The organism is Streptomyces sp. NPDC050658 (genome assembly GCF_044457025.1).
GTDB lineage: Bacteria > Actinomycetota > Actinomycetes > Streptomycetales > Streptomycetaceae > Streptomyces.
In genome coordinates, this window is record NZ_JBITGM010000001.1 from 571,439 (window position 1) to 596,114 (window position 24,676).

Here is a 24,676-nt window from a genome sequence, read left to right on the forward strand (position 1 = left end):
TCTACGACGGGCCGCCGGTCAGGCCTCCAGGGGGGCCAGCGCGACCAGGCGGGCGATCAGATCGCTGAACGGGCTGTCCGCCGGTTCCCCGGCGAGCATGGCACGCAGAATCCCGGCCATCTCGTCGTCGTACGCGGCACTGACGGCGGCCAACGCCGCGAAGTCGTGGACCAGTTGGAGTTCCAGCTCGGCGCGCGGGATGCGGCGGCCGTCGAGCCAGATCAGCGCCGTGGACTCGGCGAGCGAGATCCAGGAGCGGATGACCAGCTCGAGCCGCGCGGGCGGGTCCGTGACGCCCAGGTGCGCGAGGATCTGGACGTACGCGGCCTGGCGCACCGAGTCGATGAGCGCGTTGGTCGTGGACGAGCCGACCGCGGGGCCGCCGCGCATCAGCGCGGAGAAGCCGGGGCCGTGGCCGTCGACGAAGTCGAGGAACCGGCCCATCACCCGCAGCAGCCGGGCCCCGAGCGGGCCTTCCCTCGGCTCCTCGAAGCGCCCGGCGAGATCGTCGGCCGCGCGCTGCAACGCCGCTTCGTACAGGCTGAGTTTGCCCGGGAAGTAGTGGTAGACGAGCGGCCGCGAGATGCCCGCGGCCGAAGCTATCTCGTCGATGGACACGTCGTCGGGCGAGCGGTGGCTGAACAGGTCGAGCGCGACCCCGATCAACTGCTGCCGCCGCTCCTCGACACCCATTCTGCGGCGCACCCCGGTAGTCATGCGAACACCTTACCGAGCAGATCCGGCCGTCCAAGGGGCCGGTCCGCCCCAACTGTTCACACGTCCCCCTCATATGCACCCTCACGGGCCTCCTCACATGTCGAGGACGATGCGCCCTCCGTTCGCCCGCGACACGCAGATCAGCATCGAGTCGGCGCGCTCCGCGTCCGTCAGGAGTTCGTCGCGGTGGTCGATCTCCCCTTCCAGGACCCGCTGTTGGCAGGTTCCGCAGAATCCCTGCTCGCAGGAGTAGAGGGTGTCGGGCAGTTCCTTGCGCACCTCGGCGAGGACCGTGGAGTCGGCGGGCACCCCGACCGTCCGTCCGCTGCGGCGCAGCTCGACCTCGAAGGCCTCGTTGCCCTCGGTGGACGTATGCGGCGTGAACCGCTCCAGGTGGAGTGCGCAGTCGTCGGGTACGCGCTCGGCGACCGCGTCCATCAGCCCCTCGGGGCCGCACACGTACACGGCGGTGCCCGGCCGCAGTCCGGTCAACAGGCCGGTCAGGTCCGGCCGGCCGCCCTCGTCCTCGGCGGCGACGGCGACCCGGTCCGGCTCCGCGCCGGCCAGCTTCTCGACGTCCTCGACGAACGGCATGGAGGCACGCGAACGGCCCCCGTACAGCAGCCGCCAGTCGCGCCCCGCGGCCTCGGCGGCCCGCAGCATCGGCAGGATCGGGGTGATCCCGATGCCGCCCGCGACAAAGACGTACGCATCGGCGTCGGCCAGCGGGAAACGGTTGCGCGGGCCGCGGATCTCGACCTCCGCGCCCTCCCGGAGCCGCTCGTGCACCTCGCGCGAGCCGCCCCGGCCGCCCTGCTCCGCCTCGATCAGGCGGGTCGCGACGGTGTACGAGGAGGTGTCCTCGGGATCCCCGCACAGCGAGTACTGCCGGACGAGACCCGACGGGAGGACCAGGTCGAGGTGGGCGCCCGGCTCCCAGGCGGGCAACTCATCGCCTTCCAGGCGCAGTTGTACGACGCCGTCGGCGACCTTCTCGTGCCGGGCGACCCGGAGCCGCAGCGCGCGGGAGCGGGGGCGGCCCGATATCGGCTCCTCCAGGGCGGGCATCGGCCACAGCGGGGACGTCTCGATGCGGCGGCGCATGGCACGCCGGGCGAGGACGGCCGCGCCCGCGACGAGCAGGACGGTGCGGATGCGGGGCATCTCAGGCGGCTCCCTTCGACGGCGAGGCGGTCGTGGCGGTCGCGGCGGTCGCGGCCTCGGCGGCGGTCGCCGCGGGCGAGGAGGCGAGATAGGCCAGGGCCTGCTCGGTGCTGCCCTCCTGGGAGGGGTGGTAGGCGCGGCTGAGGTAGCGCGGGATGGAGCGGATCATGTCCGGCGTCGTCGGCAGCGTGCCCTGCTTGCCGCCCTGGTAGAACTCCTTGAAGGAGGCCTTGCCGTCGATCAGCGTCGGGTCGTTCTCCATGAAGAACCGGGCCCCGCGCTGCCAGAGGAACATCAGGGCGCTGAAGGCCAGGGCCCAGGTCCGTGCGCGCCGCCGGTAGCCGCCGTCGACGTGCATGAACAGCTCGAAGGCCACGGAGCGGTGCTCGACCTCCTCCGCGCCGTGCCAGCGCAGCAGGTCCAGCATCGTCGGGTCGGCGCCCCTGCGGTCCAGCTCGTCGGCGTTCAGGACCCAGTTGCCGAGGAACGCGGTGTAGTGCTCGATCGCCGCGATCAGCGCGACGCGTTCCATCAGCCACCACTTGCGGGCCTTGCCCGGCGGCAGCGTCCGGTCGCCGAGCAGCTTCTCGAAGAACCAGTCGACCTGGGCGGTGTACGGCGTCGGGTCGAGGCCCTGTTCCTTGAGGTGCGGCAGGACCTCGTCGTGGGCCTGCGAGTGCATGGCCTCCTGGCCGATGAAGCCGATCACGTCTGCGCGGAGCCGTTCGTCGCGGATGTACGGCAGCACCTGCTTGTACACGTGGACGAACCAGCGTTCACCGGCGGGCAGCAGCAGGTGCAGGACGTTGATCGTGTGCGTGACGAACGGGTCGCCCGGCACCCAGTGGAGCGGGGTGTTCTCCCAGGAGAAGGAGACCTTGCGTGCCTTGAGCGGGACGTGCTCGGACGCCACGGGCTCGGGCTCCCGGCTCTGCGTATTAGACATGCTGTCAATGTACTGACGGGTAGACGTATGGGTACAGGTGTGTGCACGGGATTCTTTCGGCCACTCAGTGACCGGCGGCGAGGCGCAGCGCGACGAGCGCCACGTCGTCCTCCTGCTCACGCTCGAAGCAGTGCAGCAGCGTGTCGCACAGGGCGGTGACGCCCTCCGGTGCTGCAGCCGCCGCGCCCCGGAGACGTTCCATCGACACCGCGAGGTCGGTGCCCCGCGTCTCGATCAGCCCGTCGGTGACCATCAGGAGGCGGTCCGCCACCCCGAGCACGACCTCGCCGGGCGGCGGCCGGTCGAGGCCGAGCCCGAGCAGCGGCCCCCGCACCGCCACGTACCGCGCCCCGCCCGCGCCCCGCACCACCAGCGGCGGAATGTGCCCGGCGTTGGCGATCCTGACGCGCCCGGTGGCGGGGTCGACCAGGGTCAGGCACATCGTGGCCGTGACCTCGGGGTGATAGCGCTGGAGCATCCGGTCGAGGCGGCGCGTGAGCGTTCCGGGGTCAGGGTCCTCGACGCAGTACGCCCGCAGCGCGTGCCGGAGTTCGACCATCACGGTGGCCGCTTCCAGGGAGTGCCCCACGACGTCACCGATGCCGGCGAGGACTCCGGCGGGCGTCGCGATCGCCGCGTAGAAGTCGCCGCCGATCTCCGCCCTGCGGGACGCCGGCACATAGCGGACGACGACCTCCGTGCCCGGCAGCTCGGGCAACTGCTGCGGAAGGAAGCTGCGTTGCAGGGTGAGCGCGACGTGCCGCTCCTCCGCGTACATCTGCAGCGGCTCCGCGGCGAGCGCGGTGGCGTGCGCGAGCCGTCCGACGAGTCCGCCCGGACCGGCGTCCCCCGCCCCCGCGCCGGCGGGCGTCGCGAGGCAGACCAGGGCGCGCCCCTCGCAGAGCCGGGCCAGGGCGAGGTCCGCGTTCTCCGGGGTGCCCTCGCCCCGCTGCCCGGCCGTGCCCACCGGCCGGAAGAAGCCGGGCGGCCACAGCGGCGCCGGTACGGCCGTCTCGCGCACCCCCGTACGCCCCGCCATCACGCGCCGCAGCAGCCGCGCCACCGCCTCGTGCGCCGCGGCGTCCGGCAGCGAGCCGGCGTCCCTGCGCCGGGAGAGCCCCCGGTGCAGCGCACCGTCGTCGCCGAGCACGAACCCGGCGGCGGGCGTCCCGGTCAGCCGCGCGGCACCGGCCGCCGCCGCTTCGGCCAGCTCGCCCAGACAGCGCGCGGACTGCACGTCGAGGACCAGCCCGGCGAGCAACGCGAGCCGCCCCGCCCGCAGTCGGGCGTCGCTCCGGCAGCGCCCGCCGCGCGCGGCGGCCCGGACGACCGCCTGGATCTCCTCGGGTTCCGCGGGCACCGTCAGATAGGACTCGCCGCCCACGTCGAGCCCCTGGCATCGCTCGGCCGGCGCGCGCGCCACCGCGGAGAAGTGCACGACCGGCAGATCGGCGATCGGCGGCGACTGCTTCATGCGGCGGCAGAGTTCGTAGCCGCTCATGTCGGGCAGCCCGACGTCCACGAGCGCCACGTCCGGCAGGTCGCCCGCGCGCCGCCGGTTGTCGAGTTCGGCGAGCGCCTCGCAGGCGGTCGCGGCCAGCACCACCCGGTGTCCGGCCCGACGCAGGACCGCGCTCAGGGCATACCTGCTGGCGGCCACGTCATCGACCACCAGAATCGTGCTGACCGTACTCACTGCCGTGCTCTCCACGCTCACGCGGACAGCCCCTCGGGGACCGGGCAAACCCCCTCGGGTCTGCCCCTCCACGCTAGCGCTCCACCGCACCCCCGTGGAGCCGACCGCGCGGCGCGACCCGGTACGGTCGAGGCGCACGAACTCTCCTCGTGCGCCGGGCCCTTGGCGATACCGTCCGCGCGTTCGCGGATGGCGCGGGGCGGCGGTCGGCGGGCGGCACGACGGCCTCGCCCGGGGACCGTACGGCGCCCCCGCCAAAGGACGGCCTCGTGACCTTCGCCTTCCGCGCGACGTTCATCGCAGTGACCGACCCACGCACCCCGAGGGACCTCATGACCCAGCACGTCACCGCCGCCCTTCCCGCCGACGCCGCCTCCGATGCCGACGCGCGCCCGGAGTGGTGGCGCGACGCCGTCATCTACCAGGTCTATCCCCGCAGCTTCGCCGACGGGAACGGCGACGGCATGGGCGACCTGCCGGGCATCACGGCCCGGCTCCCGTATCTGGCCCGGCTCGGCGTCGACGCCGTGTGGCTCTCCCCCTTCTATGTCTCCCCGCAGGCCGACGCCGGGTACGACGTGGCCGACTACCGCGCGGTCGACCCGATGTTCGGCACACTGCCGGACGCCGACGACCTTGTACGGGAAGCGCACGCGCTCGGCCTGCGGGTGATCGTCGACGTGGTGCCCAACCACTGCTCCGACCACCACGACTGGTTCCGGCAGGCGCTGCGCGAGGGCCCCGGTTCACCCCTGCGGGAGCGCTTCCACTTCCGCCCCGGCAAGGGCCCGGACGGCGAACGGCCCCCGAACGACTGGGAGTCCGTATTCGGCGGCCCGGCCTGGACGCGGGTCCCGGACGGCGAGTGGTACCTCCACCTCTTCGCGCCCGAGCAGCCCGACTTCAACTGGGAACACCCGGCGGTGCACGAGGAGTTCCGCTCCGTCCTGCGCTTCTGGCTCGACCTCGGCGTCGACGGTTTCCGCATCGACGTGGCGCACGGCCTGATCAAGGCCGCCGGCCTGCCCGACGTCGGCCACGGCGAGCAGGTGAAGCTGCTCGGCAGCCAGGCGGTGCCGTACTTCGACCAGGACGGCGTGCACGAGATCTACCGGGAGTGGCGCAGGATTCTCGACGAGTACGCGGGTGAACGCGTGGCTGTCGCGGAGGCCTGGACGCCGACCGTGGAACGCAGCGCCCTCTACATCCGCCCGGACGAACTGCACCAGGCCTTCAACTTCGAGTATCTGACGACCGCTTGGGACGCCGCCGCGCTCCGTGCCGTCATCGACCGCTCCCTCGACGCGATGAACGCCGTGCACGCGCCCGCGACCTGGGTGCTCTCCAACCACGACGTCGTACGGCACACCACCCGCCTCGCCGACGGCGACGCCGCACGCGGACTGCGCAGGGCCAGGGCGGCGACGCTCCTGATGCTGGCGCTGCCCGGCTCGGCCTACCTCTACCAGGGCGAGGAGCTCGGCCTGCCCGAGGTCACCGAGCTGCCGGACGAGGTGCGCCAGGACCCCGCGTTCTTCCGTACGACGGGTCAGGACGGGACGCGGGACGGGTGCCGGGTGCCGATTCCGTGGTCCGGCGAGCAGGCGCCGTACGGCTTCGGTCCGCTCGACGGCGGCCCGAGCTGGCTGCCGCAGCCGGCCGCCTGGCGGGACCTGTCGGTCGCGGCCCAGGAGGGCGACCCCGCCTCCACCCTGGAGTTCTACCGCCGCGCGCTCGCCCTGCGGCGCGAGCACCCGGCGCTCGGCGCGGGCCGCGACGTGGAGTGGCTGGAGGCCCCCGAAGGCGTCCTGGCGTTCCGGCGCGCGACGCCCGGCGGCACGCTCGTCTGCACGGTGAACCTGACCGCCGAGGCCGTCACGGTCCGCACGCCGGGCACCGTGCTCCTGTCGAGCGACCCGGCCCCGCAGCCGGCCTCCGGACAAGCGGTCGTCCCGGCGGATTCGGCGGTCTGGTGGGCAGCCTGACACCCGACCGGTACAGTCCAGTGCCGTGACCGCGCGACTGGCCGACATCGCAGCACAGGCGGGGGTCAGCGAGGCGACGGTCAGCCGGGTGCTCAACGGAAAGCCGGGCGTCGCGGGGGCCACCCGCCAGTCCGTGCTTGCCGCGCTCGACGTGCTCGGCTACGAGCGTCCGGTGCGGCTGCGGCAGCGCAGCGCGGGCCTGGTCGGGCTGATCACTCCGGAGCTGGAGAACCCGATATTCCCCGCGCTCGCCCAGGTCATCGGGCAGGCCCTGACCCGGCAGGGGTATACGCCGGTCCTCGCGACGCAGACGCCGGGCGGCTCCACCGAGGACGAGCTCACGGAGATGCTGGTGGACCGCGGCGTCTGCGGGATCATCTTCGTCTCCGGGCTGCACGCCGACACCACCGCCGACATGGGGCGCTACGACCGGCTGCGGGCGCAGGGCGTGCCGTTCGTGCTGGTCGACGGGTTCTCGCCGAAGGTGCGTGCGCCGTTCATCTCGCCGGACGACCGCGCTGCGACCCGCCTCGCGGTCACCCACCTCGTCTCCCTGGGGCATACCCGCGTCGGACTCGCCCTCGGGCCCAGGCGCTTCGTCCCCGTACAGCGGAAGATCGAGGGCTTCGTACGCACGATGCACGACCGCCTCTCGCTCGCCCCCGAGGCGGTGGAGGCGGAGTTCATCGAACACTCGCTGTACACGCTGGAGGGCGGACAGGCAGCGGCGGCCGCGCTGATGGACCGGGGCTGCACGGCGATCGTCTGTGCCAGCGACATGATGGCGCTGGGCGCGATCCGGGCGGCACGGGAGCGCGGATTCGAGGTCCCCGACGACATCTCGGTGGTCGGTTTCGACGATTCGCCGCTCATCGCGTTCACGGATCCGCCGCTGACCACGGTCCGCAAGCCCGTCCCGTCGATGGGCCAGGCCGCGGTGCGTACACTCCTCGAGGAGATCGGCGGCACCCCCGCTCCGCACAGCGAATTCGTCTTCCTTCCCGAGCTGGTCGTTCGAGGTTCAACCGCCTCGGCCCCTGGGGGACGAACTCGTCCATAGGGCGTAGAAAATGCGCCCTGAACCAGACCTTGGGATGATCGGTCAAAGGGTGGGTATCTGGCAGACTCTGTGCCTATGGGTGAGATGACTGTGACGACACTGGAAGGCCAGCAGCGGCCCACCTCATCACCCAACGCGGGCGCGGAAGCCGACCGCACTGGGCGGACGTTCCTGCGCCGGCTGCGCACGCCCCGCAGGCCCCGCCTCTGGTTCGAGATCCTGCTGATCGCGGTGAGTTACTGGACGTACTCACTGATCCGCAACGCGGTGCCGGAGCAGAAGGCACAGGCCCTGCGCAACGCCGACTGGATCTGGGACGTCGAGCGGCACCTGGGCATCGCCGTCGAGGAGAGCGTCAACCACGCGGTGAACTCGGTGACATGGCTCATCGTCGGCATGAACTACTACTACGCGACGCTGCACTTCGTGGTGACGCTCGGTGTTCTCGTGTGGCTGTTCCGCAAGCATCCGGGGCGGTACGCGGCCACACGCCTCGTCCTCTTCGCGACCACGGCGGTCGCCCTGGTCGGCTACTACCTGTATCCGCTCGCCCCGCCGCGCCTGATGAACGGCAACGACTTCATCGACACGGTCCTGGTCCACCAGACGTGGGGCTCCATGGCCTCCGGCGACCTCAAGCACATGTCGAACCAGTACGCGGCGATGCCGTCGATGCACATCGGCTGGTCGCTGTGGTGCGGCCTGACGATCTACGCCCTGGCGTCGGTGCCGTGGGCGAAGGTGCTCGGCCTGCTCTACCCGACGGCGACCCTGGTCGTGATCGTGGCCACCGCCAACCACTTCTGGCTGGACGCGGTGGGCGGTCTGATCTGCCTGGCGTTCGGCTTCGCGGTGGCCCGGGTCTGGTACGGGGGCATGCCGTACGCGCTGCCGAGGGAGATCGCGGTGCGGGGCGAGCGGGCTGAGCTCGCCCCGCCGCTGAAGGCCTGACTCCCGGACCGGCGCCGGATCAGTCCGTGCCGCGGTGCGTGATGTGCCCGCCCATGACGGTCAGCCGGACCGGCGCCTCGGCCACCTCGTCGGCGGGCGCCGCCACCGGATCGAGCCCGAAGGCCGTCAGATCCGCCCGGAATCCGGGGGCGATCCGCCCCGCGGCGTCCGCCTCGCCCGCGGCGATCGCGGCGTGCGAGGTGCAGCCCTCCAGCGCCTGGAGCCCGGTGAGCCCCTGCGCGGGACCCGCCGCCCCACGCGGGACGCGCGCGGTGCCGAGGACCTGACGTGCGTCGTAGTGCGCGATGGGCCAGTCGGAGCCGAGGGCGACCACGGCGCCGGCGTCCCGCAGGTCCCGGATCCGCCAGGCCCGCGCGGCCCTCTCCTCACCCAGCCGCTTGGACCACTCGTCGGTGTGGTCGGAGCGGGTGTAGGCGGTGTGCGGGGGCTGCATGGAGGCGATGACGCCCAGCGCGGCGAACCGCGGGATCGTGTCGTCCGGCACCGTCTCGATGTGCTCGACACGATGCACGAGGCGTCCGCCGGGGCCAAGTCCCGCGACGGTGTCGAGCACATGCCGCACGGCGGCGTCCCCGATGGCGTGGGTCGCCGTCCGCACCCCGGCCGCGTGCAGCCTCCGTACGGCGTTCGTGTAGGCCTCCGGGTCCGGCCAGAAGGCGTCGGTGCCCTGCCCGTGGCAGTCCGCGTGCTCCAGCCAGGCGGTGCCGCCCTCGACGGTGCCGTCCATGAAGAACTTGGCCCCGCCGACCAGCCAGTGCCGTCCCGCCTCGGCCTGCAGCGCGATGATCTCGTCGAGGCCGTCGTCACCGACGCCCGGCATGCACCAGGGCGCGAGCCGAAGCCGCAGCGGCAGTGTCCCCTCGGCCTCGACGGCCGCGAGCAGCTCGGGTACGTCCCCACCGCCGAGGTCCATCACATGGGCGCCGGTCAGGCCGGTGGCGGCCATCGCGGAGAGCAGCTCGACGAGGCCGGTGCGGCGCTCGGCGTACGACGGCCTGGGCATGACGGCGGTGACGAGGTCCATGGCGGCGTGCTCGACGAGGTGCCCCGTGGGGCGCCCGTCGGCATCACAGACGACGCTCGCCCGCTGGGCGAACTCGCGGGGCCCCTGCACGCCCGCCGCGCGGAGGGCCGCGCCGCTGACGAGGGCGGAGTGGCCGTCGTAGAGGCGGATGAAGGCGGGGGCGTCGTCGAGGGCGTCCTCGATGAGGGCACGGTCGACGGGGCGCCCGCCGAAGGCGTTGTGGTCGAGGCCCCAGCCGACGATCCACCCGTCGAGGCGTTCCGCCGTGCGCAGGGCGGCGCACAGCTCGTCGAGATTCCGTACGCCGCTGAGGTCGGCGCCGGTGGCCATCTCCAGGCCCATCACGGGGTGGCTGTGGGAGTCGACGAGGCCGGGGGTGAGGGTCGCTCCGGCGAGGTCGACCGTCTCGGTGTCCGGCCCGCGCCAGTCGCGTACGTCGTCGTGGTCGCCGACGGCAGCGATGTGTCCGTCGCGGACGGCGAGGGCGGTGGCCTGGGGGCGGTCGGGGTCGAGGGTGCGGATGGTGGCGTTGGTGAGGATCAGGTCGGCGGGGGGCAAGGAGGGGCTCCGTTCGGGGGTGCAGGTGGGAGGTTGCGGTACGAGCGGCCGGGGTGCGGGTGGGTGTTGCGGTACGAGCGGCTTCGTGGCGGCAAGGGTTACGACGGTTCCGAGGCGAAGCCCTCGTACACCGCAGGACGGCGTCGGCGCAGGCGCAGCGCCAGCGCGAAGCCGAGGACGAGGACCGCCGGGACCAGGGTGACCAGGACCGTGTTCACCAGCGGGGACGCCCCGGTGAACAGGTCGATGTGCGTGGTGACCAGCCACAGCGCCGCTGCCAGCAGCAGCGCCGCGGCCCCCGGCGCCACGACCGTCCGCCACACCCCCTCCTCATGGCTGATCTTCCGGAAGTAGCACGGCACGGCAACCGCCGCGAGCAGCTGAAGGACCAACAGCCCCAGCATCCCCGGCGTATTCACCCACAGCAGCAGCTGCTGGTACGGATCCGCGCCGACGGCGAAGAAGGCGAGGACGACCACCGCCCCCAGCACCGTCTGCGCCGCGCCCGCGACATACGGCGAACGGTGCCGCGCGTGCACCCGCCCCAGCACCTTCGGCAGCACCCCTTCCTCCGCCAGCGAGAGCCCGTACCGGTTGATCGCGTTGTGGAAGGCCAGCAGGGACGCCAGCACGCTGGTGACGATGAGGACGTGCATCAGATCGGCCGCCCAGCCCCCCACGTATGTGGTGATCGCCGAGAAGAAGAGCCCCGCGGGGTCCGACCCCGCCGCCTTCACGACCTCCTCGTTGCCGAAGGCCTGGACGACGGTCCACACGACGAAGGCGTAGAAGAGACCGAGGAACGCGACGGCGATGTACGTGGCGCGGGGCACCGTCCGGTCGGGATCGCGCGCCTCGCGCCGGTAGATGACGGTGGACTCGAAGCCGGTGAACGCGGCGAAGGCGCAGGACAGCACGGCGGCCGTACCGGGCACGAAGACGTTGCCGGGCGTGAACCCGGCCAGGTCGATGCCGTCCGCGCCGCCCTTGAGGAGGACTCCCCCGGCGAGCAGCACCAGGATCCCCGTCTCGGCGACCAGCAGGACGCCCAGCAGTTTCGCGCCGAAGTCGATCGAGCGGAAACCGCCGTACCAGATGAGCAGAAGACCGGCGAGGGAGACCGGCAGCCAGGGGATGTCGGCGCCGAAGAGGGCGTGCGCGGTGTCCTGGGTGGCGGTGCCGAGCAGGCCGTAGACGCCGATCTCCATGCCGTTGTAGCCCAGCATGGCGAGCAGCGCAGCGGCGATTCCGGCGGGCCGGCCGAGACCCCGCGTGATGTACGCGTAGAAGGCACCGCCGCTGCGCACATGGCGGCTCATCGCGGTGAACCCGACGGCGAAGACGGTGAGGGTGATCCCGGCGAGGAGATAGCCGACGGGCGCGCCTATGCCGCCGAGCGAGATGGCGATGGGGGCGACGCCGGCCATGACGGTGAGCGGGGCTGCGGCCGAGACGACGAAGAAGGCGATGTCGGCGGTGCCGAGGGAGCCGGTGCGGAGGGTGGGAGCGGCCTCTGCCGGTGACTCCGGGGTGGTTACGGACATGCGCAGGGAAGCCCTTCTGCGGCAGGCGGGGGAAGGGGGCGCGGCGGCAGGCAGGCCGCCGGAACCCAAAACCTAAAGGCTTTCGGTTTCGGCAATGTAGCCTCTCGTCAGGCTTTGGGGAAGACTTCGCCGAAGACGGGCAGCGGAAGAGAATCGGGGACCAGGAATCATGGGACGGCCGCGCACACCCCTGCTCGACAGGGAGCGCATCACCACGACGGCGCTCGCCCTGGTCGACGAGAACGGCGACTTCAGCGTCCCGCAGATCGCCAGGCGGCTCGGCGCGCAGACCGGCTCCGTCTACCACCACGTGGACGGCCGTGACGGCATCGTCGAGCTGCTCCGGGAGCGGGTGAGCGAGGCGATCGACGCCGGGACGCTGGACCCCGGGCGCCCCTGGGACGAGTCGCTCGCCGCCTGGGCCCGCTCCTACCGCGCGGCGTTCGCGGCGCACCCGCGGGCGATTCCGCTCCTGATGACGTCACCGGTGCGGGCGCCGCGGGTCCTCGACCAGTACGAGCGGGCCGTGAACCTGCTCCTGGACGCGGGTTTCGCCCTCGCCGACGTCATGCCGGTGATCATCGCCCTGGAGAACGTGGTGCTGGGGTCGGCGCTGGACCTGGCGGCCCCCGAGGCCATGTGGGAGCTGTCCGAGGGGGCACCGGCGACGCCCGCGCTGGCCCGCGCCCTGGACGCGGTGCCGCCGGGGCGGGCCGACCGGGCCTTCGAGATCTCCCTGGCGGGATTCCTGGCCCACGCGCGGGCCATGCTCACGGACGAGCCGGCCCCCTGGAACCGCTCCCCCACTGAGCCCTAGGCCCCGTAGAACCGCTCCTCCACCACGGCCCGCGCCCGCCGCGTGATCCTGCGGTAGTCGTCGAGCATGTCCCCCACATGACCGGGGTCGTATCCCAAGTACCGCCCCACGGCGGCCAGTTCGCGCCCGTCCGAGGGGAACGTGTCGCCCGCCCGGCCGCGCACCAGCATCACCGCGTTGCGCACCCGCGTCGCGAGCACCCACGCCTCGTCGAGGATCGCCGCGTCCTCGGCGGGGATCAGCCCGGCCGCGCAGGCCGCCGCGAGGGCCTCGCGGGTGCGGGTGGTGCGCAGGCCCGGTTCGGCCCAGCCCTGCTCCAACTGCATGAGCTGGACGGTCCATTCGACGTCGGAGAGACCGCCGCGGCCGAGCTTGGTGTGCAGGGTGGGGTCGGCGCCGCGCGGCATCCGCTCGGCCTCCATCCGGGCCTTGAGCCGCCGGATCTCGCGGACGGCGTCCTCGCCCAGACCCTCGGCCGGGTACCGGAGCGGGTCGATCAGGTCGATGAAGGCACGGCCCAACTCGGCGTCGCCCGCGACGGGTTCGGCCCGCAGCAGCGCCTGGGACTCCCAGACCAGCGACCAGCGGCGGTAGTAGGCCTCGTACGACTTCAGCGTACGCACGAGAGGACCGCTCCTGCCCTCCGGGCGCAGATCCGTGTCGATGAGCAACGGCGGGTCGGAGGACGGGAGTTGGAGCAGTCGGCGCATCTCGGAGACGACCTTGGCTGCGGCCTTCGCGGCCTCCTGTTCGTCGGCGCCCTCGCGCGGTTCGTGGACGAACAGGACGTCGGCGTCCGAGCCGTAGCCCAGTTCATGGCCGCCGAACCGGCCCATCCCGATGACCGCGAAACGGGTCGGCAGCGTGTCGCCCCAGCCCGCGCGGACCACCGCGCGCAGCGTTCCCGCGATCGTCGCCGCCGTCAGGTCCGAGACCGCGTTGCCCACCAGGTCCACCAGCGTGCCGGGGTCGGCCTCGGCGGGGCTCTCCTCGGTGCCGTACGAGCCGATGATGTCGGCGGCGGCGGTGCGGAACAGTTCGCGGCGGCGGACTCCGCGCGCGGCCGTCACCGCCTGCTCGGCGCCGTCCGCGCGGCCGACGGCGGCGAGGACCTCCTGCTCCAGGTGGGCGTGGTCGCGGGGTTCGAGGCCGCGGGCGTCGCCGAGCAGCGCGACCGCTTCGGGGGCGCGCAGCAGCAGGTCCGGGGCGAGGCGTCCGGCGGACAGGACGCGGGCGAGGTTCTCGGCGGCGGCGCCCTCGTCCCGCAACAGCCGCAGATACCAAGGGGTCTTGCCGAGCGCGTCGGACACCTTGCGGAAGTTGAGCAGCCCCGCGTCGGGGTCCGCCGAGTCCGCGAACCAGCCGAGCAGGACCGGAAGCAGGGTGCGCTGGATCGCCGCCTTGCGGGTGACGCCGGAGGCGAGGGCCTCCAGATGGCGCAGGGCCGCCGACGGGTCCGCGTAGCCGAGCGCCACCAGCCGTTCGCGGGCCGCCTCCGCGCTCAACCGGGTCTCGCCGGGGGCGAGTTGGGCCACCGCGTCGAGCAGCGGGCGGTAGAAGAGCTTCTCGTGCAGCCGCCGGACGACCGAGGTGTGCCGCTTCCACGCCCGGTTCAGCTCGGTGATCGGCTCCGTGCGCATGCCCAGGGAGCGGCCGATGCGCCGCAGGTCGGCGTCGTCCTCCGGGATCAGATGGGTGCGCCGCAGCTTGAACAGCTGGATGCGGTGCTCCAGGGAGCGCAGGAAGCGGTAGGCGTCGTCGAGCTGCGCGGCGTCGACGCGGCCCACATAGCCGCCGGCGCCCAGCGCGTCGAGCGCCTCCAGGGTCGATCCGCTGCGCAGCGAGGTGTCGCTGCGGCCGTGCACCAACTGCAGGAGCTGTACGGCGAATTCGACGTCCCGCAGCCCGCCGGGGCCGAGCTTCAGCTCACGCTCGACCTCGCCCGCCGGGATGTTCTCGACGACCCTGCGGCGCATCTTCTGCACGTCGGGCACGAAGTTGTCGCGCTCGGCCGCCTGCCAGACCAGTGGCGCGAGCGTGGCGACGTACGCCTCACCGAGCTCGGGATCCCCGGCCACCGGGCGCGCCTTGAGCAGCGCCTGGAACTCCCAGGTCTTGGCCCACCGCTGGTAATAGGCGAGGTGGGAGGAGAGCGTGCGCACGAGGGGTCCGTTGCGCCCCTCCGGCCGGAGGTTGGCGTCGACCGGCCAGATGGTGCCCTCGACGGTGGTCTCCGAGCAGATCCGCATCATGTGCGAGGCGAGCCGGGTGGCGGCCTGCAGCGCCTTGCCCTCGTCGGCCCCGTCGACGGCCTCACCGACAAAGATGACGTCGACGTCCGAGACGTAATTCAGCTCATGGCCACCGCACTTGCCCATCGCGATGACCGCGAGCCTGCACTGGGCGGCGTCCGCGGGGGCCGCCGTCCGCGCCATGGCGAGCGCGGCGCGCAGGGTCGCGGTCGCCAGGTCGGCGAGTTCGGCGGCGGCCTCGGCGACGTTCGTCGTGCCGCAGACGTCGCGGGCCGCTATGGCGAGCAGACAGCGGCGGTAGGAGACCCGGAGCGAGACCGGGTCGGTGGCGTCGGCGAGGCCGCGCTCGAACTCCTCGACGCCGGGGTGTAGATCGGACGCCTCGTAGGTGACCAGGGCCCGCCAGTCGCGCGGATGCCGGGCCAGATGGTCGGCGAGCGCCTCGGACGCGCCGAGCACACCGAGCAGCCGGTCGCGCAGCGGCTTGGCGCTGACCAGGGTGTCGAGCAGCTCGCGGCGGCTGGCGTCGTCCGGCTGCGCCTCGACGAGCCGGACCAGGCCGAGGAGCGCCAGATCGGGATCGGCGGCCACGCCGAGCGCGTCGAGCAGCACCGGGTCGGAGCGCACGGCGGACAGCTCGGGCGCGCCGAGCAGCCGCTCCGCCGCCGAGGGGTCGGTGAAGCCATGCCGCAGCAGTCGCGTGAACGTACTGCTTCTGCGCCCTTGCGGCACCGTCATCCCGGCCTCCGTTCGATCACTCCTCGCCCGAGCCTACGGCCTCACCGATGAGTTCCGCCCGCGTGCGGAGTCCGTCCTCGGACGGGAGCATGGTGACACTGTCAGGAGGCGGATCATGCCGAGCAGGGAACCGCGCACCGAACTGGACGCCCGGTACAGCAGCCAGGGGGCGGCGGCGACACCGTGGTCCGATGCCGTGCGGATGCTCCGCACGGCGGAACTCTTCTGGATCTCGACGGTACGTCCCGACGGGCGCCCGCACGTCACCCCGCTGCCCGCGGTGTGGCTGGACGGCGCGCTGCACTTCGCGACGGGCCCCGAGGAGCGCAAGGCACGGAACCTGGACGGCAACCCGGAGACCGTCCTGACCACGGGCGCCAACCGCTGGGACAAGGGCTTCGACCTGGTCGTCGAGGGCACGGCGGCGCGGATCACCGACGAGGACCGGCTGCGGGTGCTCGCGGCGGCCTGGGAGGAGAAGTACGGCAGCTTCTGGCACTACGACGTGCGGGACGGCTGCTTCCACCACGGGGCGGGCCACGCGTACGTCTTCGAGGTGGCGCCCCGGACGGTCTTCGGCTTCGGCAAGGGGGAGCCCTTCAGTCAGACGCGATGGCGTTTCGAGCGCTGACAGCGGGGCCGCTCCCTGCTGTACTGCCGCACATGGAATACACACTCGAGGTGATCCCGCTCCCCGTCAGTGACATCGACCGGGCCAAGGAGTTCTACCGCGACAAGCTCGGGTTCCATGTCGACATCGACACGGAGGTCATGCCGGGCATGCGCATCGTCCAGCTGACCCCGCCGGGCTCGGGCTGCTCCATCGCCCTCGCCGACACCCTCTGGGAAACGATGGCCGGCCCCACCCCCGCGGCCGGCTCCTACCAGGGCCTCCAACTCTGCGTGTCCGACGCGAAGGCGGCACACGCGGAACTGACCGCACGGGGCCTGGACGTCTCGGAGCCGGTGGCACACGCACCGCAGGACGGCGGCACGTTCATGTACTTCAAGGACCCGGACGGCAATGGCTGGGCGATCCAGGAGTACCGGGTGCGGGCGACGACACCACTGAAGGACGCGATCGTCGGCGCCCCCTAGGGGCGCGGGGCCGTATCGACGTGTGGCTCCGCCGGGTGGGCGCGAGCGACCACCGGCGGAGCCACGGACGACAGCCCTAGAGCACCGGCAGGTTCTTCCTCAGCTCAAAGGCCGTGACCTCGGAGCGATACTCCTCCCACTCCTGCTTCTTGTTGCGCAGGAAGAAGTCATAGACATGCTCGCCGAGCGTCTCGGCGACCAACTCGCTGCGCTCCATGAGGGAAATCGCCTCGCCCAGGTTCTGCGGCAGCGGCTCGATGCCCATGGCCCTGCGTTCGCCGTCGCTCAGGGCCCAGACGTCGTCGTCGGCGCCCGGCGGGAGTTCGTAGCCCTCCTCGATGCCCTTGAGGCCGGCGGCGAGCAGGACGGCGTACGTCAGATAGGGGTTCGCGCCCGAGTCGATCGAGCGGACCTCGACCCGCGCGGAGCCGGTCTTGCCGGGCTTGTACATCGGGACCCGGATCAGCGCCGAGCGGTTGTTGTGGCCCCAGCAGATGTACGAGGGTGCCTCGCCGCCCGCGCCGGCCGTGCGCTCCGAGCCGCCCCAGATGCGCTTGTAGGAGTTCACCCACTGGTTGGTGACCGCGGAGATCTCGGCGGCGTGCTTCAGGAGGCCCGCGATGAAGGAGCGGCCGACCTTGGAGAGCTGGTACTCGGAGCCGGACTCGTAGAACGCGTTGCGGTCGCCCTCGAAGAGGGAGAGGTGGGTGTGCATGCCGCTGCCGGGGTGCTCGGAGAACGGCTTCGGCATGAAGGTGGCCTGGACCCCTTGCTCCAGGGCGACCTGCTTCATGACCAGGCGGAACGTCATGATGTTGTCGGCCGTGGAGAGCGCGTCCGCGTACCGGAGGTCGATCTCCTGCTGGCCCGGCGCGCCCTCGTGGTGGCTGAACTCGACCGAGATGCCCATGGATTCGAGCATCGTGATGGCCTGGCGGCGGAAGTCCATGCCCACGTTCTGCGGGGTGTGGTCGAAGTAGCCGGAGTTGTCGGCGGGGGTGGGCCGCGAGCCGTCCAGCGGCTTGTCCTTCAGGAGGAAGAACTCGATCTCGGGGTGGGTGTAGAAGGTGAACCCGAGGTCGGAGGTCTTCGCGAGGGCCCGCTTCAGGACATAGCGCGGGTCCGCGAAGGACGGGGAGCCGTCCGGCATGAGGATGTCGCAGAACATCCGGGCCGTGCCGGGGGCCTCCGCGCGCCAGGGCAGCACCTGGAAGGTCGAGGGGTCCGGCTTGGCGATCATGTCCGATTCGTACACTCGGGCGAATCCCTCGATCGCCGAGCCGTCGAAGCCGATGCCCTCGTCGAAGGCCTGCTCCAGTTCGGCGGGAGCCACCGCGACCGATTTCAGGAAGCCGAGGACATCCGTGAACCACAGGCGTACGAACCGGATGTCGCGCTCCTCGAGAGTCCGGAGCACGAATTCCTGCTGCTTGTCCATCTTCCGCTTCCACCCATCCTTGCTGGTCAGGCCGCCTGCGTCCGCGCCGCCTTCGCGCCGTGTTCTTGCCCGGGGACACATCGGGGCACATGAGCATCCCACCACACGGTTTCAGGCGCGTTGCGGAGCTCGTGCCGCCCTGTGCCCATAGTGCCTGCTGATCGCCGCCCCCGTAACAGCGGGCCGCCTCAGACTCCCCCTACAGCGCGCCCGGCCCGGCCATTACGATCAGCGAACCGTTCCATCACGCTCCACCGCGTTCCGCCACACCCGTACCGCCCTTTCCGTCGTACGCCGTATCGCCGAAGGACACACCATGGGTTCCGCCAAGAACACGAGCTCCGCCTCCCGCAAGGCACGCATAGAGGAGATGCGCCGGGCCGAGCGCGCACGCGACCGCCGGGGGCAGGTCATCACGATCTCCCTGAGCGCCGTGGTCGTGGCCGCGCTGGTCGTGGGCGGTGTCGTCCTCTTCCGCCAGGCGGACGACTCCGACGCGAAGACCGACGCCAAGTCCGCGCCGAAGTTCAAGGTGACCGCGGACGGCGAGAAGGTCTGGAACGCCAAGCAGCTGGGCCGTACGCATGTGACGACGGACGTGGAGTACGCGATGACCCCGCCGGTGGGCGGCGACCACAACCAGGTGTGGATGAACTGCAACGGCGACGTCTACAAGGACGAGCTGCCGGAGGTGAACGCCGTGCACTCGCTCGAGCACGGCGCGGTCTGGGTCACGTACAACGACAAGGCGAAGGCCGCCGACCTGAAGAAGCTCGAGGCGAAGGTCAAGCAGACCCCGTACTCGCTGATGAGCCCGGTCAAGGACCAGAAGGACCCGATCATGCTCTCCGCCTGGGGCCACCAGCGCACCGTGACGGGCGCGGCCGACCCGAAGGTCAAGTCGTTCTTCTCCGAGTACGTCCAGGGCAAGCAGACCCCTGAGCCGGGGGCCGCCTGCACGGGCGGCAAGGGCCAGTGAGGCGGAGCACCTGCTGGCTGGTCGGGGCCGCCGCCGCGGCGGTGCTCGCGGCCGGCGGCATCACGGCGGCGGTCGCCGCGACGGACGGCCCGGACGGCACGCAGATCCCCGCCTCCGCTTCGGCCGACGCCGGCTTCGCCCGCGACATGGCGATCCATCATCAGCAGGCCGTCGAGATGTCGTACATCGTGCGGGACCGCACCAAGAACGAGGAGATCAGGCGTCTCGCGTACGACATCGCCCAGACGCAGGCGAACCAGCGCGGCATGCTGCTCGGCTGGCTCGATCTGTGGGAACTGCCGAAGGTGTCCGAGGGGGCGCCGATGGAGTGGATGGGCATGGGGGACATGCCGCCCGGCGAGGACGGCGCGCTGATGCCGGGCATGGCGACGAACAAGGAACTCGCGGACCTCGGCAAGCTGAACGGCAAGGCGGCCGAGATCCGCTATCTCCAGCTGATGACCAAGCATCACAAGGGCGGCGTCCACATGGCCCAGGGCTGCGTGGAGCGGTGCGAGGTTCCGGTGGAACTCCGCCTGGCCAACGGGATGGTGGAGTCCCAGGAGTCGGAGATCCGGCTGATGGCGGACCTGCTGAAGGCGCGGGGGGCGAAGCCGTAGGGCTCCGCCCGTGCGGGGGCGGGCGAAGCCCTACGGCTTCGCCCTGATGCTGGCCCGGCTCTGCCCCTGCGGGCCGGCCGAAGGGACCTCGCCTTCGCTACGCCAGCCGGGGCAGCTCCTCCCGCAGCAGCCGCCCCCGCAGCTCCTCCCCCGCCACGAACCGCTCCACCTCCCCCACCGCGTACTCCCCGAGACGCCGCACCTCGCTCCCCTGCGCCCCCGCGATATGCGGGGTCACCAGGACGTTCGGCAGGGTGAGCAGCGGATGTCCGGGGGGCAGCGGCTCGGGGTCCGTCACGTCCAGGAAGGCGTCCAGGCGTCCCGTCGCGCACTCCGCGGCCAGCGCCTCCGTGTCGAGCAGCGAGCCTCGCGCGGTGTTGACGACGGTCCCGCCGTCCGGGATCAGCTTCAGCATCTCCGCGCTCAACATGCCCCGTGTCTCCGGGAGTTGGGGAGCGTGCACGCTCACGATCGAGCTGCTCCGGCACAGCTCGGACAGCTCCACCAGCTCCGCGCCGAGCCCGGCCGCCTCCTCCTCCGTGACGTACGGATCGGTCAGCAGCACCCGCAGGGCCGCGTCGGACGCCCGTAGCCCCGCGATGACCCCGCGGCCGATGCGGGACGCCCCTATGACGCCGACGGTCCGGGCGTCGGAGCCCGTGCGTCCGGTGAACGGCGGCCACCCCGCGCTGTAGCCCGCGGCGGTCGGCAGTGCCCCCTTCGCCGCGAAGGTGATCGCGGCGAGGGTGTATGCCACGACCGGCCCCGCGTTGGCGTCGGCCGCCGACGACACCACCACGCCCCGGTCCCAGAGCGCGTCCGTCACCACGGGTTTGACCGACCCCGCGGCATGCACGAGAGCCTTCAGGCGGGGCGCGTGGGCGAGGACCTCCGCCGTGACCGGCGGGCAGTTCCAGCCGGTGACCAGGATCTCCGTCTCGGCGAGCACGGCCCGCGCGTCGGCCCCGGTGAGCGAGCCGGTGAGCAGGACCGGGGCCAACTCCACGCAGCGGCCGAGCCGTTCGCGGATGTCCGGCGCGAAGACCCGCTCCGCCACGTCGGCACTCATGGCGAGCGCGGTGATCGGCGGACCGGTGGGCCGGCCCTTCAGCTCTGCCTGGTCTGCCACGCGTGACCACCCCTCGTAGTAACCGTTTTCTTGACAGCGCCTGGAGGCTAGGCCGAAGTCGCGACGGCGGTCAAGAGATCGCAAGGCAAAGGGGGTTGACCGGGGTTAGTAACCGCTTTAGATTCCGGTCACCTTGTTCCGACGACGGAGGGGCTTCCGTGTCAGCGGTGACGAAGGACCGGACGGAAACCGAGGCGGTGAAGCCGCCCGGCAAGCGAAATAAACGGTCAAACAGCACTAAAGGCGGGGGTGGTGAGCGCTGGAAACGGTTTCGGGCATCCCGGGTCCCGCTGCTGCTCATGGCACCCGGGATCGCGTACTTCCTGGTCTTCCACTACGGCGCGTTCATCGGCAACGCCGTCGCCTTCAAGGAGTACGTCCCCTTCGACGGCCTCTGGGCCAGCCCTTGGGTCGGCCTCGAGAACTTCGACCGGATGTTCGGCGACCCCGACTTCTGGCACGCGACCTGGAACACCCTCTTCCTCGCGGTGCTCCAACTGGTCTTCTTCTTCCCGGTCCCGCTGGGCCTGGCCCTGCTGCTGCACAGCCTGACCTCCGACGTCACACGCCGCTTCGTGCAGTCGGTGGTCTACCTCCCGCACTTCCTGTCGTGGGTCATCGTCGTCGCCCTCTTCCAGCAGGTGCTCGCCGACACCGGACTGCTCAACTCCGTGCTCGGACAGGCGGGTCTGCACTCCGTCGACATCATCGGCAACCCCGACGCCTACCCGGCGCTCGTCGTCGCGCAGGTCGTCTGGAAGGACGCCGGCTGGGGCACGATCATCTTCCTCGCCGCGCTGATGCAGGTGGACGAGCAGCAGTACGAGGCCGCAGCCATCGACGGCGCGGGGCCCTGGCGCCGCTTCTGGCACGTGACGCTGCCCGCGATCCGGCCGGTCGTCATCCTGCTCCTGATCATGCGGCTCGGCGACATCCTCTCCGTCGGCTTCGAACAGATGCTGCTGCAACGGCAGTCGGTGGGACCCGAGGCCGGTGAGGTCCTGGACACCTTCGTCTTCTGGCAGGGCATCGTCGGCGGCGACACCGGATACGCCGCGGCAGCCGGCCTGTTCAAGGGCGTGGTCGGAGCGATTCTCGTCTTCGCGGCCAACAAGGTCGCGCACCGCCTCGGCGAGCAGGGGGTCTACAAGTGAGCGCGAAATCAACGGCGTTGGCCGACCGTCCGGTGAAGGACGGCCGGGAGCACCCCGCGAAGGGCCGTCGGAACCGCCCCGCGAAGGGCCGCGCGAAGCCCCCCGTCCGCCCTGCCTGGATGGAGAAGCCGAAGCCCGTCACGCAGGTGGCCAAGGTCCTCGCGATCGCCACCATCCTGCTCCTGGTCTTTGTACCCTTCCTCGTCATCATCTCGACGTCCTTCGCCTCGAACCGCGAGGTCGTCGCCAACGGCGGCTGGGTGCTCTGGCCCGAGCACCCGACCCTGCGCGCCTACGAGCAGGTCTTCGCCGGCGGCATCGTCTCCAAGGCGCTCGGGGTGAGCGCCGGGGTCACGATCATCGGCACCCTCGCCTCACTCGCGTGCACCACGTTCCTGGCGTACGCGCTGAGCCGCCCCAACGTGTACGGCGGGAAGCCGATCCTCCTCGTCATCCTCTTCACGTTCCTCTTCCCGCCCGGCATGATCCCCGCGTTCCTGCTGGTCAAGGGCATGGGAATGCTGGAGAGCTATAGCGCCCTGATCGTCCCGGTGCTCATCAACGTCTTCAATCTGGTGGTGCTCCGCGGCTTCTTCCAGGGGATTCCCGAGGAGATGTACGAGGCGGCGCGGCTCGACGGCGCGGGCGACTGGCAGATCCTGTGGCGGATCGTGCTCCCGCTCTCCAAGGCGGCACTCGCCGTCGTCGGCCTCTTCTACGCGGTGAGCTACTGGAACGCCTGGTTCCATGCCTCGATCTACCTGGAGTCCGACCACTGGCCGCTCCAACAGGTCCTTCGTACGTACGTGATGGGCGGCTCGCAGATCGCCGACACCGGCCTGAGCGACGCGTCCAACGTGTCCGCCCCGCAGACGATGCAGATGGCCGTCCTGGTGATCGCCACCGTACCGATCCTGGTCGTCTACCCCTTCCTGCAGAAGTACTTCACCAAGGGCGTGCTCACGGGCGCCATCAAGAGCTGAGTCATCTCACGACGAGCTGAGCCACCTCCCACCCGCTTCAGAAAGGCTGTCACTGTGTCCGGTTCCTCGATGTCGCGCCGTACGCTGCTGCGCTCCATAGCCGTCGGCGGTGCCGCCGTCGCCGCGCCCTCGCTGCTCACCGCCTGCTCCACCGACTCCGGGGGCGGCGGCTCGGTCTCCAACGCCAACAAGAAGGCGGCCCCCTGGCCGACGTACACACCCGCCAAGGGCCCGACGCCCGATCTCGCGCCGAGCGAGGCCGGCGTACAGCCCGGATTCTCGAAGTACCCGGAGAAGCTGGTCCGGGCGACCGCCGAGAAGCCGGGCAACGGCAAGCAGAAGATCAAGGTCATGACCATCACCTACGGCACCCCGCCGAAGCCGGTCGGATCGAACAAGTACTGGCAGGCGATGAACGAGGCGCTCGGCGTCGAGGTCGAGTTCTCGGTCGTGCCGGACGCGGACTTCCGCTCCAAGATGTCCACGCTGATGTCGGGCGACGACCTGCCCGACATGATCAACTTCGGCGGCGGCTACGTACTGCCCCGTGAATCACAGTTCGTGAAGTCGCGGTGCGCGGACCTGTCGGAGTACCTGTCCGGGGACGCGGTCAAGGACTACCCGAACCTCGCCAACATCCCCACGTACGCATGGGAGGGCATGGGCCGGGTCGCGGGCCGCATCTACGGCCTGCCGATCGAGCGCGCCAAGGTGCAGGGTGCGATGTTCATCAACCGCGAGGCCTTCGACAAGGCGGGCTACAAGCCGGGCATGGCGGCGGCGGACTTCCAGGTGATGGCGCGGGAGGCCTCGCAGAGCAAGAAGTACGGACTCGGCGCGTCCTCGGTCGGCTTCTTCGGCTACCTCTACCACGCGATGTGGCACGGGGCTCCGAACCAGTGGCAGATCAAGAACGGCAAGGTCACCGACATGTACGGGACCGACGAGTTCAGGGCCGCCCTCGAGTTCATGTCGAAGCTGCGCAAGGACGGCTCGTACAACTCGGACGCCACCTCGATCTCGCAGGTGGACCTGAAGACGCAGTTCTACAACGGCACGGTCCGCTCGATGACGGACGGCTGGGGCGCGGTCATCTCCAACGCGCAGGGAATCAAGGACGAGTTCACCCTGGACGCGGCGGTCCCGTACGTGGTGGACGGAACCACGCCCGTCTATCAACAGAACCGCGGCTGTTTCGGCTACACGGTCATCAAGAAGGCCTCCAAGGACCGCGTCAAGCTGATGCTGCGGGTCCTGGACTGGCTGGCGTCGCCGTTCGGCTCCAAGGAGTACGAGCTGATGCACTCGGGCGTCGAGGGCACGCACTTCGAGTACGACAAGAACGGCGACCCGGTGCCCAACTCCCTCGGCCTGGTGGAGAACCGCACGAACCTCCCCTTCGCCTACCTCATGGACGCCCCGCAGCCGCTGTACTTCCCGAGCTTCCCCGATCTCACCAAGCGGCTGCACGCCTGGCAGAAGCAGGTGGTCCCGCACCTGGTGCGGGACGACCACTGGGGCCTGATGTCGGACACGTACAACCGGCAGGGCGCTTCGATGCAGCAGATCATCGAGGACGGCGTCACGGCGATCGTCTCCGGCCGCAAGAACCTGTCGGACTGGGACGCGGTGTACGCGAAGTGGCAGGCGCAGGGCGGGAACAAGTCCCAGGAGGAGTTCGCCAAGGAGTACGAGGCCGCGCACTGAGCCGGGGCGTGCGGGCGGGATGATGGTCCGGGGCGTGGTTGTCGTGGGGGCAACCACGCCCCGGACACGGCTACTTGGCCACATGGTCACTCGGC

20 protein-coding genes are annotated in these 24,676 nt (G+C 71.1%); 11 read left to right on the top strand and 9 right to left on the bottom strand.

The window, feature by feature from the left end; genetic code table 11:
• Positions 1 to 18: 18 nt before the first annotated feature.
• The 4 genes from ACIBKX_RS02680 to ACIBKX_RS02695 form a co-directional block, all read right to left on the bottom strand.
• The gene (locus ACIBKX_RS02680; RefSeq protein WP_363270789.1) at positions 19 to 717 is read right to left on the bottom strand and encodes a TetR/AcrR family transcriptional regulator; all 699 of its coding nucleotides are present in this window, start codon (positions 715 to 717) and stop codon (positions 19 to 21) included.
• 93 nt (positions 718 to 810) lie between these two features.
• A complete protein-coding gene (locus ACIBKX_RS02685) occupies positions 811 to 1,881 on the bottom strand; it encodes a PDR/VanB family oxidoreductase (protein WP_363270788.1) in 1,071 nt (356 codons plus the stop codon).
• Position 1,882: 1 nt separating this feature from the next.
• Positions 1,883 to 2,827 carry a metal-dependent hydrolase gene (locus ACIBKX_RS02690; protein WP_363270787.1) on the bottom strand — a complete coding sequence of 315 codons (945 nt, stop codon included), beginning with the start codon at positions 2,825 to 2,827 and terminating at the stop codon, positions 1,883 to 1,885.
• A 64-nt stretch (positions 2,828 to 2,891) separates the two neighbouring features.
• A complete protein-coding gene (locus ACIBKX_RS02695; RefSeq protein WP_363270786.1) occupies positions 2,892 to 4,523 on the bottom strand; it encodes a fused response regulator/phosphatase in 1,632 nt (543 codons plus the stop codon).
• A gap of 332 nt (positions 4,524 to 4,855) precedes the next feature.
• Here ACIBKX_RS02695 and ACIBKX_RS02700 point away from each other — a divergent pair, with 332 nt between their 5' ends.
• From ACIBKX_RS02700 to ACIBKX_RS02710, 3 genes are all read left to right on the top strand, one after another.
• A complete protein-coding gene (locus ACIBKX_RS02700; RefSeq protein WP_363270856.1) occupies positions 4,856 to 6,508 on the top strand; it encodes a glycoside hydrolase family 13 protein in 1,653 nt (550 codons plus the stop codon).
• Positions 6,509 to 6,533: 25 nt separating this feature from the next.
• Positions 6,534 to 7,568 carry a LacI family DNA-binding transcriptional regulator gene (locus ACIBKX_RS02705; protein WP_363270785.1) on the top strand — a complete coding sequence of 345 codons (1,035 nt, stop codon included), beginning with the start codon at positions 6,534 to 6,536 and terminating at the stop codon, positions 7,566 to 7,568.
• Between the two features lie 75 nt (positions 7,569 to 7,643).
• Entirely contained in the window at positions 7,644 to 8,519 is an 876-nt protein-coding gene (locus ACIBKX_RS02710) for a phosphatase PAP2 family protein (RefSeq protein ID WP_363270784.1), read from the top strand.
• 19 nt (positions 8,520 to 8,538) lie between these two features.
• On the opposite strand, the gene ACIBKX_RS02715 is transcribed toward ACIBKX_RS02710, so the two are convergent.
• The gene (locus ACIBKX_RS02715; protein WP_363270783.1) at positions 8,539 to 10,122 is read right to left on the bottom strand and encodes an amidohydrolase; all 1,584 of its coding nucleotides are present in this window, start codon (positions 10,120 to 10,122) and stop codon (positions 8,539 to 8,541) included.
• A 98-nt stretch (positions 10,123 to 10,220) separates the two neighbouring features.
• Positions 10,221 to 11,666, bottom strand: coding sequence for an APC family permease (locus ACIBKX_RS02720; RefSeq protein WP_363270782.1), 1,446 nt, complete (start codon positions 11,664 to 11,666; stop codon positions 10,221 to 10,223).
• Between the two features lie 169 nt (positions 11,667 to 11,835).
• Here ACIBKX_RS02720 and ACIBKX_RS02725 point away from each other — a divergent pair, with 169 nt between their 5' ends.
• Positions 11,836 to 12,483: a TetR/AcrR family transcriptional regulator C-terminal domain-containing protein gene (locus ACIBKX_RS02725; protein WP_363270781.1), complete on the top strand. Its 648-nt coding sequence runs from the start codon at positions 11,836 to 11,838 to the stop codon at positions 12,481 to 12,483.
• Here the strand turns inward: ACIBKX_RS02725 and ACIBKX_RS02730 are convergent.
• Entirely contained in the window at positions 12,480 to 15,473 is a 2,994-nt protein-coding gene (locus ACIBKX_RS02730) for a bifunctional [glutamine synthetase] adenylyltransferase/[glutamine synthetase]-adenylyl-L-tyrosine phosphorylase (protein ID WP_363270779.1), read from the bottom strand. The genes ACIBKX_RS02725 and ACIBKX_RS02730 overlap by 4 nt on opposite strands.
• A 115-nt stretch (positions 15,474 to 15,588) precedes the next feature.
• On the opposite strand from ACIBKX_RS02730, the gene ACIBKX_RS02735 reads away from it, so the two are divergent.
• Together ACIBKX_RS02735 and ACIBKX_RS02740 are read left to right on the top strand one after the other, a co-directional pair.
• Positions 15,589 to 16,104 carry a pyridoxamine 5'-phosphate oxidase family protein gene (locus tag ACIBKX_RS02735; RefSeq protein WP_363270778.1) on the top strand — a complete coding sequence of 172 codons (516 nt, stop codon included), beginning with the start codon at positions 15,589 to 15,591 and terminating at the stop codon, positions 16,102 to 16,104.
• Between the two features lie 32 nt (positions 16,105 to 16,136).
• Entirely contained in the window at positions 16,137 to 16,571 is a 435-nt protein-coding gene (locus ACIBKX_RS02740) for a VOC family protein (protein WP_363270777.1), read from the top strand.
• A 76-nt stretch (positions 16,572 to 16,647) separates the two neighbouring features.
• Here ACIBKX_RS02740 and ACIBKX_RS02745 read toward each other — a convergent pair whose 3' ends face one another.
• Positions 16,648 to 18,009, bottom strand: a complete 1,362-nt coding sequence (locus ACIBKX_RS02745; protein ID WP_363270776.1) for a glutamine synthetase family protein — start codon at positions 18,007 to 18,009, stop codon at positions 16,648 to 16,650.
• A 316-nt stretch (positions 18,010 to 18,325) separates the two neighbouring features.
• Between ACIBKX_RS02745 and ACIBKX_RS02750 the strand changes: the two genes are divergently transcribed.
• Together ACIBKX_RS02750 and ACIBKX_RS02755 are read left to right on the top strand one after the other, a co-directional pair.
• Positions 18,326 to 18,988 carry a DUF3105 domain-containing protein gene (locus ACIBKX_RS02750; RefSeq protein WP_363270775.1) on the top strand — a complete coding sequence of 221 codons (663 nt, stop codon included), beginning with the start codon at positions 18,326 to 18,328 and terminating at the stop codon, positions 18,986 to 18,988.
• Positions 18,985 to 19,608, top strand: coding sequence for a DUF305 domain-containing protein (locus tag ACIBKX_RS02755; RefSeq protein WP_363270774.1), 624 nt, complete (start codon positions 18,985 to 18,987; stop codon positions 19,606 to 19,608). Before ACIBKX_RS02750 ends, ACIBKX_RS02755 begins: the two co-directional genes overlap by 4 nt.
• A gap of 97 nt (positions 19,609 to 19,705) precedes the next feature.
• On the opposite strand, the gene ACIBKX_RS02760 is transcribed toward ACIBKX_RS02755, so the two are convergent.
• On the bottom strand, positions 19,706 to 20,677 hold the full coding sequence (locus ACIBKX_RS02760; RefSeq protein ID WP_363270855.1) for a hydroxyacid dehydrogenase: 972 nt from the start codon (positions 20,675 to 20,677) through the stop codon (positions 19,706 to 19,708).
• A gap of 359 nt (positions 20,678 to 21,036) precedes the next feature.
• Here ACIBKX_RS02760 and ACIBKX_RS02765 point away from each other — a divergent pair, with 359 nt between their 5' ends.
• The 3 genes from ACIBKX_RS02765 (at position 21,037) to ACIBKX_RS02775 (ending at position 24,581) form a co-directional block, all read left to right on the top strand.
• Positions 21,037 to 21,891, top strand: a complete 855-nt coding sequence (locus ACIBKX_RS02765) for an ABC transporter permease subunit (RefSeq protein ID WP_363270773.1) — start codon at positions 21,037 to 21,039, stop codon at positions 21,889 to 21,891.
• A gap of 119 nt (positions 21,892 to 22,010) precedes the next feature.
• A complete protein-coding gene (locus tag ACIBKX_RS02770) occupies positions 22,011 to 22,874 on the top strand; it encodes a carbohydrate ABC transporter permease (protein WP_363270854.1) in 864 nt (287 codons plus the stop codon).
• Between the two features lie 69 nt (positions 22,875 to 22,943).
• Entirely contained in the window at positions 22,944 to 24,581 is a 1,638-nt protein-coding gene (locus ACIBKX_RS02775; RefSeq protein ID WP_363270772.1) for an extracellular solute-binding protein, read from the top strand.
• Positions 24,582 to 24,676: the final 95 nt, after the last annotated feature.